This window comes from Hydrogenophaga sp. (assembly GCF_026125825.1).
In the GTDB taxonomy this organism is placed as follows: Bacteria; Pseudomonadota; Gammaproteobacteria; order Burkholderiales; family Burkholderiaceae_C; genus Hydrogenophaga.
In genome coordinates, this window is the sequence record NZ_JAHCKK010000138.1 from 1 (window position 1) to 7,765 (window position 7,765).

A 7,765-nucleotide genomic window follows, 5' to 3' on the forward strand; every position below is an offset into this window, starting at 1 on the left:
TGATCGGGCCGGCCAACCATACGATCTTCAAGAGCATCTACTTCTTCGACCCGAACGGGCATCGGCTGGAGCTCGCGGCCGACTGCGGCACGCCCGAGATGCTCGAAAAGCTGGACAGGGTGAAATGGGACATGCTCAATGAGTGGAACGAGACCCGGCGTGCCCCGCAGCACGCCTCCTGGATGCATGACGGCAGCCACGCCTAGGCACTGCACCATGCTGAACGAAACGCACGACCCTGCCCTGCGCAGCTGGGTGACCGCTGCCAACGATGTCGCAGGTGACTTCTCGATCCAGAATCTGCCGTTCGCAGTGTTCCGCCGAGCCGGCAGCGACGATGCATTTCGCTGCGGCGTCGCCATCGGAGACCAAGTGCTCGATCTCGGCGCCGTGGCGGATTCCGGGGTTCTGCAGGGACTCGCCGGCGAAGCGGTCGCAGCCGGCCGGGAGGACAAGCTCAATACGCTGATGGCCTTGGGCGCCGAGGCCTGGTCAGCCCTGCGCCTCTCGCTGTCTCGCGGCTTGCGCGAAGGCGCGACCCAGCAGCCGCGCCTGCAGGCATGCCTGGTCCCTCGGGCTGACGTGGAGCACCAGCTGCCCGCGCGGATCGGCGACTACACGGACTTCTACACCTCTGTTTTCCATGCGACCAACATCGGCCGTCTGTTCCGGCCGGACAATCCGCTGCTGCCCAACTACAAGTGGGTTCCCATCGGCTACCACGGCCGCAGTTCCAGCATCGGGATCTCCGGGGAATCTTTCCACCGGCCCATGGGACAGGCAATGCTGCCGGGCGCGCAGGCTCCGACCGTCGTCGCCTCCAAGCGCCTGGACATCGAGCTGGAGCTCGGCATCTTCATGGGCCCGGGAAACGTGAGGGGGACCAGCATTCCCATCAGCGATGCCGAGAACCACGTGTTCGGCATCTGCCTGCTCAACGACTGGTCCGCCCGCGACCTGCAGGCGTGGGAGTACCAGCCGCTCGGGCCCTTTCTTGCCAAGAACTTTGCCACGACGATCTCACCGTGGGTGGTGACCCTGGAGGCATTGGAGCCGTATCGCGTCGAATTCCAGCGGCCTGAATCCGACCCCCAGCCGCTTGCATACCTCGACTCGAAGAAGAACCGCGCAGGGGGAGCGTTCGACATCCAGTTGCGGGTGGAACTGGAAACGCCCGGTATGCGCTCTGCATTCCTCTCCCCGGCGCACATCTGCCGCACGAGCTACCGCCACGCCTACTGGACGGTCGCACAGATGGTGACCCACCATACAGTCAACGGTTGCAATCTCCAGCCCGGCGACCTGTTCGGAAGCGGAACCCCGTCGGGTCCCGGCGCGGGTGAAGCGGGCGCGCTCATCGAGCTGACCGATGGCGGGAAGAACCCCATCGCCTTGCCCGGCGGAGAGAGCCGGGCGTGGCTGGAGGACGGTGATCGCGTGACGCTGCGAGGCTGGTGCGAGCGTCCGGGTGCCGCCCGCATCGGCTTTGGCGAGTGCGTCGGCACGGTGCTGCCGGCACCAGCACCCTGAAGGACAACGTGCCGCGAATGGCCGCGCTCACGCCGAGGCTTTCAGGCGTCAGCTGTCGGCCGTCAACCCGATGCTCCTGACGATGGAGCCCAGCGTTGGAGGTCCAGGGCAGTGGCGAGTTGCTCGGGGCTGGAGGGTTGTTCTCCATGCCAAAGGTCGTCAACGATTCGCTGATGTCGCGCTGTGCCATCGCGTCGAACCCCCTGACGAGACCAGCATAGCACTCCAAGGCAGACGCAGAAGTATGCGCCAGGGCCACTTTGACCGCTGATGCAGCGGAATGAAATACGGCACTCATGTGAGGGACTTTTCATTCTCAAGGTTGGGGTGATCTTGTTTTCCATGCTCCCAGTCACGCTCTGAGTTCCGGGTAAACCCTAGGTGGGACGTTCGCGTCCCCGTCGCACGAGGCTCTCCCGCGCGCCGATATAGTGCAACGCGGTTCCAGGGGGGATTCAATGCGTCCAGTTCATCTGCGCTTCGTGGGAGCGGCGGAGCTTCCGAAATCGCTTTCAGATTTCGACGTCGAGCAATCGTTTCGCATCAGCAGCGAAGATGTGACGGCCATCCGCGAGCGCTTCCGCGCGGACCGACGCCTGGGCGTCGCTCTCCAGTTGGTCGTCCTTCGCGCGACCGGGCGTTCGCCGGATCGAACGGCAAGCGTGCCTCGAGCGCTGCTGCGATCGCTGTGCGGGGCGCTGGCCCAGAGCGAAACAGCCATCGCGTCCCTCAAGACAATCTATGCGCGCGTCGCCACGCTCTACGAGCATCAGAAATGGGCGCGCGACTTTGCCGGCATCACGGACGCCGACGCTGCCACGATGGCGAAACTGGCCGAAGCCTTGGAGAATCTGGCCAACGCAGCCGTCTCGGTCGACGAACTCGTCCAAGAGGCCGAACTCTGGTTGTTCGCGCGCCATCACATGCTGCCGGCGGATCGCGTGCTTCGGGATCTCGCGCGCAAAGCCTTCGCGCATGTCGAAGACGCCGCGCTGGAGACCGTCAACAACGAGGTCCCGGTGGACGAGCAGCGCAAGGTGCTGGCAGCGGTGTACTTGTCGCGGCGCGCTCGTATCGGCGGCACTGTTCTGGAGTGGCTGAAGCTGCCGGCGAGCAAGCACAGTCCCAGCAGCATCGCAGAAGTCACGGAGAAGATCGCCTACCTGAAGAAACTGGGCGTCGACCAGTGGTCGCTCAGCGCCATCTCGAACGCGCGGCTGCGCGCCTATGCCCAGGCCATCGTCAACCGCCCGCCGTCGGAATCGAAGCGGCGTGCCGACGCTTCTCAGGTGCTGGAGATGACGTGCTTCCTGCGCGTGACGCTGCTGGACCTGACCGACACCCTGATGTACATGACCGGTCGGCGCGTGAACGACCTTGTCCGTCATGCCTCGAACCGCGTGATCGCCAATCAGGCGCGCAGCGCACTCGAATACCGCCAGCAGTTGCAGGACATGCGCCGCATCATCCATGACGAAGACCGTTCTGCCGAAGACCGGATCGCGGCGTTGAAGGAACTCCTGCCCAAGGACGAGGCGTCGCTGCCCAGCAGCCACGCAGCCCTCGTTCGGCAGTCCTTGACCGATGACGTGACGCGCGTCACGGCTCTGCTCGGTGCGTTCTCGGATCTCGACCTCAAGGGGGCCGCGGACCAGCGGCCGATGAAGCAGGTGGTGGCCCTGCGCGAGCTGATGGCGCAAGGCGCCCAGGAACTGCCTGCGGGCTTCGACGCCAGCGTGGCGGACCCAGTCTGGCACGAACTGCTGAACGACCCCGACCGCAAGAAGGCGTTCGCGGCGCTCAAAGCGTCCGCCATGCTGGCGGTGCGTAGAGGCCTGCGCGGCGGCCGCTTGTGGGTGGACCACAGCTGGGAGTTCCGCAACCGCGAAGATCTGCTCATTCCATTGGAGCAATGGAAGAAAGAGCGCCAGCGCTGGGTCAGCGCGCTCAGCCTGACCAGAGACCCGCAGAAGTTCCTCGCGCGCTTGAACGCGCACTTGAGCGTGGGCCTGCGCGCCCTGTCCGAGGCCGTGGCGGCCGGCAAGCTGGAGATCGACGCCGACGGACTGGTGCGGCTCCGCAAGCTGGAAGCCCTGCCGGAAGACGCGGCCATCCAGCGCAGCAGGGATGCGATGTTCGCCATGATCGGGCGCGTGCAGTTCGGCGACATGATCGTCGAGATCGATGCGTCCACTGGCTTTAGCGAAATCCTGCTGGGACGACGCGCCAAGAGCACTCAGGAGCTCATCGCGTGCTACGCGGCCCTGCTGGCGAACGGCACCGAGAACGATGCCAAGGGTGTGGCCGCGATGGTCCCGGGCATCGAGGTCGCGCACATCTCGGCGGCGATGCGATTGCTGGAAGCGCAGGGTCGCCTGCGCAAAGCCAACGAGCGCGTGGTCGAGTTCCAGCGCAAGAACCCCATCGCCGAACTCTGGGGAAGCGGCAACAAGGCCTCGGCCGACATGATGGCCCTGGACGCCTCCCGTCACCTCTTCAACGCGCGCGTGGACCCGCGGCGCAGAACGTTCGCCGTGGGCCTCTACACCCACGTCCTGAGTTCGTACGGCGTCATCTACGACCAGCCCATCGTCCACAACGAACGCCAGGGCCCGGCGGCGGTCGAAGGCGTCGAGCAGTACAACGCCCGGGCCGACGAAAGCACGCGGCTGTCCCTGTTGGCCGTCGACACCCATGGCTACACCTACGTGGCGATGACGGTGGCCAAGCTGCTGGGCTTCGATCTGTGCCCGCAGCTGCGCGACTTGGCCGAGCGCCGGCTGTACCTGCCACGTGCCATCGAGCTGCCCGAGAATATGGAGCGCATCGCGGTCACCAACGTGTCCGAGCCGGCGGTCACCAAGGGCTGGGACGAGCTGCTGCGCCTGGTCTCCTCCATCCGCGGAGGCCGCGTGTCGCCCAAAGCGGCGCTGGAACGGCTGGGCAGCGCGGCCCGCGGCGACCCGATGCACAAGGCGGCCGACCAACTCGGGCGCCTGCTTCGCACGCTCTTCCTGTGCGACTACTTCAGCAACGACGAATTCCGCCAAGAGATCCACACGCTGCTCAACCGCGGCGAATCGGTTCACCAGCTGCAACGGGCCATCTACTACGGCCGCCTGGCCGCCGAGCGTGGACGCCGGCGCGATGAGATTCGGGCGATCTCGGGCTCTCACGCCCTTCTGACGAACATCGTGATCGCCTGGAACACCATGGAGATGCAGGCGGTCGTAGACCGCTGGCGCAAGGAGAAGCACCCGATCGAGGATGCCTGGATCCGCCGCATGGGGCCGGTGCACTTCGGCAACGTGAACTTCCGCGGACTCATCGCGTTCGGGGTCGAACGCTACGCGGATGCGCTGCTGCAGAAGCCGGCGGGCACCCGCCGCTCGGCCACGAGTTGAGCCTTGCTCATAAATTGGGCAGCGTTGTTTTGCGTGCCGTTTGTAGCGGTTTGCGAGCTTCAACTCCTTAAGAATCAACACCTTACGAATCGCTCAATTCTTGGGCAGCGTTGTTTCTCGTGCAATTTCTAGCGGTCGGTCGCTGGCCCTGGGCTAGCTGGGATATGCCCAAACTGGCATAATTGTCCGCAATGTCGAAGCAGCCCCGCAAGCCCGTGAAGTGGGTCGGATCGGTCAAGCGGGACCTGGACGCGATGCCTGGGGACGTGAAGGACGTGTTCGGCCACGCGATCGACCTGGCCCAGGCGGGCGGCAAGCACCCGGACGCCAAGCCGCTGACCGGGTTCGGATCGGCCGGTGTCCTGGAAGTGGTCGAGGACCACCAGGGCGACACCTACCGCGCCGTCTACACGGTCCGGTTCGCCGGCTGGGTCTACGTGCTGCATTGCTTCCAGAAGAAGTCCAAGAGCGGCGTGCAGACGCCGAAGAAGGACATGGACTTGATCCACACCCGCCTGAAGGCCGCAAAGCAGGATTTCGAGGCCTGGCAGGCGCAGCAAGGAGCACGATGATGGGCCCGCATACCGAAGTTGCCGTCGAGGAAGGCAGCACCAACGTCTACGCCGACCTGGGCTACCCCGAGGCCGCTGAGATGCAGCGCAAGTCCCAGCTGGCCGCGGAAATCGCCCGCGCGATCAAGGCGCGCCGGCTGACGCAGGCGGATGCCGCGGCACTGCTCGGGATCGACCAGGCCAAGGTCTCGCGCATCACGCGCGGGCAGTTCCGCGGGATCAGCGAAGCCAAGCTGCTGGAACTCGTGGCCAAGCTCGGACACGACGTAAAAATCGTCGTCGGCCCGGTGCGGCGGCGGGCCGGCAAGATCGAACTGCACTTCGCCTGAGCGAAGTCTCACCGTGGATGGGGTCCATTTGATTTCAGTGTCAAAAGTGACGGTTCGCTTCCCCAGCAACGGCGCGGGCATGGGCAGGTAACTTGTTGATTTCAAAGGGATTGCTGTTCGGTATTTCGCCGCGTATCGTTGGCTGCCTTTCGAGAGACGAGGAGCAACCGAAATGCAAGGCTGGCAGACCCCATACCTTGGCCTGCGCGATCTGCCGCGCGAGCTCACTGACTTTGAACTCCAGGCCTTCTTCAGCTTCAGTCAAGCCGAGCTGGAGCTGATCTCAAGGCGGCGAGGCGACAACCACAAGCTGGGCCTGGCACTGCACATCGGTTTCGTGCGCATGAGCGGCCGGCCGCTAAACAGTGTGCGTGCGGTCCCGCCCGTCTTGCTGCGTCACCTGGGCCAGATGCTGGGCATCACCACCCCCGACCTGGCGTCGCTGCGTGCGCTGTACGCCCGTGGCCGAACCCTGTTCGATCACCAGCAGCAGGCCTGCGAGGCGCTGGGCTTTGCCTGGATGACCGAGCACCAGCGTCGAGCGTTGGTGCGAGTTCTGCGCGATGAAGTGACCCACAGCGCCGATCGTGAGCGGCTGCTGCTGCATGCCCGGCATTGGTTGTACGAACACCGGCTCCTCATCGTGCACGACCGTGTCATCCGCAGCCTGGTGGCGGTTGCACTGACCGAACTCGAGGCCGCCACTGCCCAGGCGATCCGAGCCGCAGTGCCACCCGGCCTTCTCAAACGCTGGGCGTCGGCGCTGGACAGTGCGCGCCTGGATGGCCAGCACAGCCAGAGCTGGCTGTGGAGCGCACCGGCCAAGCACTCGACGCGCCAGATCACCGAGGTGCTCGAACGCATTGCCTTCCTGACGGATTTGGGCATCGATCAACACATGGGCAACCTCAACGACGTGCTGGTGCGCCGCTATGCGCGGCGCATGGCCAGCAGGCCGCCCTCGGTCAGCGCCCGGATCAAGGAGCCGGCGCGCACGCTCGAGATGGCCTGCTTCCTGCGCTATTGCCTGCTGACGGCCACAGATCAGCTCATCCTCATGTTCCAGCGTCGTGTGGCCGACCTCTGGCGGCAGTGCGCCGACGGTGTGACGGCAACGGTTGACTGGGCGCAGCAGTACCAGCAATTGCTCCAGGAACTGACCGATCTTGCGGCCCAGGAGAAGGTGCCAGATGCCGAACTGCGTTCGCGCTTGGTCAGTCTGGTCGCAGCCAAGCGTGCCCGGCGCCCGCCCAGCCGAGCGTCGATCATCCGCCAGCACCTCATCGACGCCATTGCGCCGGTGCGTTCCCTGTTGGTTGCGGTGAGCGGCCTGGCCTGGCAAGCCACGGGCGAGCATCCGGCCATCGACGCGTTGGACAGGCTGCGCACTCTGTACGCTGCAGGCGCCAGGAGTCTGCCGGGCGAGGTCACGGCAGCGCGCCTGGGCCCGGCATGGCGTCAAGCCATCGCTGACGTCGACCGTGAGCGGGCGTTCCGGGCATTGGAAGTGGCCACCCTGTTTGCCTTGCGCCGAGCGCTGCGCAACGGCTCGGTCTGGATCGAACACTCCTTGAGCTTTCGCGGCCGCGAGCGGCTGTTCATCCCGGATGTACGCTGGAAGACCGAAGCCCGACGACATTACGCCCGGCTACAGCTGCCGGCCAAGGCCAGTGACTTCCTCCCACCGTTGCTTGCACGCGTTCGCACTGGTATCGACGCGGTAGCCGCTGCCACGCGCGCCGGATCGCTGCGCGTAGATGACGAGTTGCACTTGGCGCCACTGGCCGCCGAAGACGAAGATCCCGAAGTCACCAAACTGCGTAGCCGGCTTGACCAGCGCATCGGCGAGGTGCAACTGCCCGAGGTCATCCTGGCCGTGGACGCCCAGGTGCGCTTCAGCTGGATCATGCTCGGGCGTGAGCCCAGATCG

5 protein-coding genes and 1 pseudogene are annotated in these 7,765 nt (G+C 65.3%); all 6 read left to right on the forward strand.

Going from position 1 to position 7,765, the window contains the following annotated elements; all coding sequences use genetic code 11:
- A pseudogene (locus tag KIT86_RS23375) lies at positions 1-206 on the forward strand (VOC family protein); the annotation flags it as partial.
- A gap of 10 nt (positions 207-216) precedes the next feature.
- On the forward strand, positions 217-1,530 hold the full coding sequence (gene fahA, locus KIT86_RS23380) for a fumarylacetoacetase (protein ID WP_297402867.1): 1,314 nt from the start codon (positions 217-219) through the stop codon (positions 1,528-1,530).
- 458 nt (positions 1,531-1,988) lie between these two features.
- On the forward strand, positions 1,989-4,934 hold the full coding sequence (locus KIT86_RS23385; RefSeq protein WP_297402869.1) for a Tn3 family transposase: 2,946 nt from the start codon (positions 1,989-1,991) through the stop codon (positions 4,932-4,934).
- Positions 4,935-5,125: 191 nt separating this feature from the next.
- Positions 5,126-5,506: a type II toxin-antitoxin system RelE/ParE family toxin gene (locus KIT86_RS23390; protein ID WP_297402871.1), complete on the forward strand. Its 381-nt coding sequence runs from the start codon at positions 5,126-5,128 to the stop codon at positions 5,504-5,506.
- The gene (locus KIT86_RS23395; protein ID WP_297402873.1) at positions 5,506-5,835 is read left to right on the forward strand and encodes a helix-turn-helix domain-containing protein; all 330 of its coding nucleotides are present in this window, start codon (positions 5,506-5,508) and stop codon (positions 5,833-5,835) included. The genes KIT86_RS23390 and KIT86_RS23395 overlap by 1 nt, the downstream gene beginning before the upstream one ends.
- Positions 5,836-6,007: 172 nt before the next feature.
- Positions 6,008-7,765 (forward strand): DUF4158 domain-containing protein (locus tag KIT86_RS23400; RefSeq protein ID WP_297402874.1); only part of this gene is annotated, 1,758 nt, incomplete at its 3' end.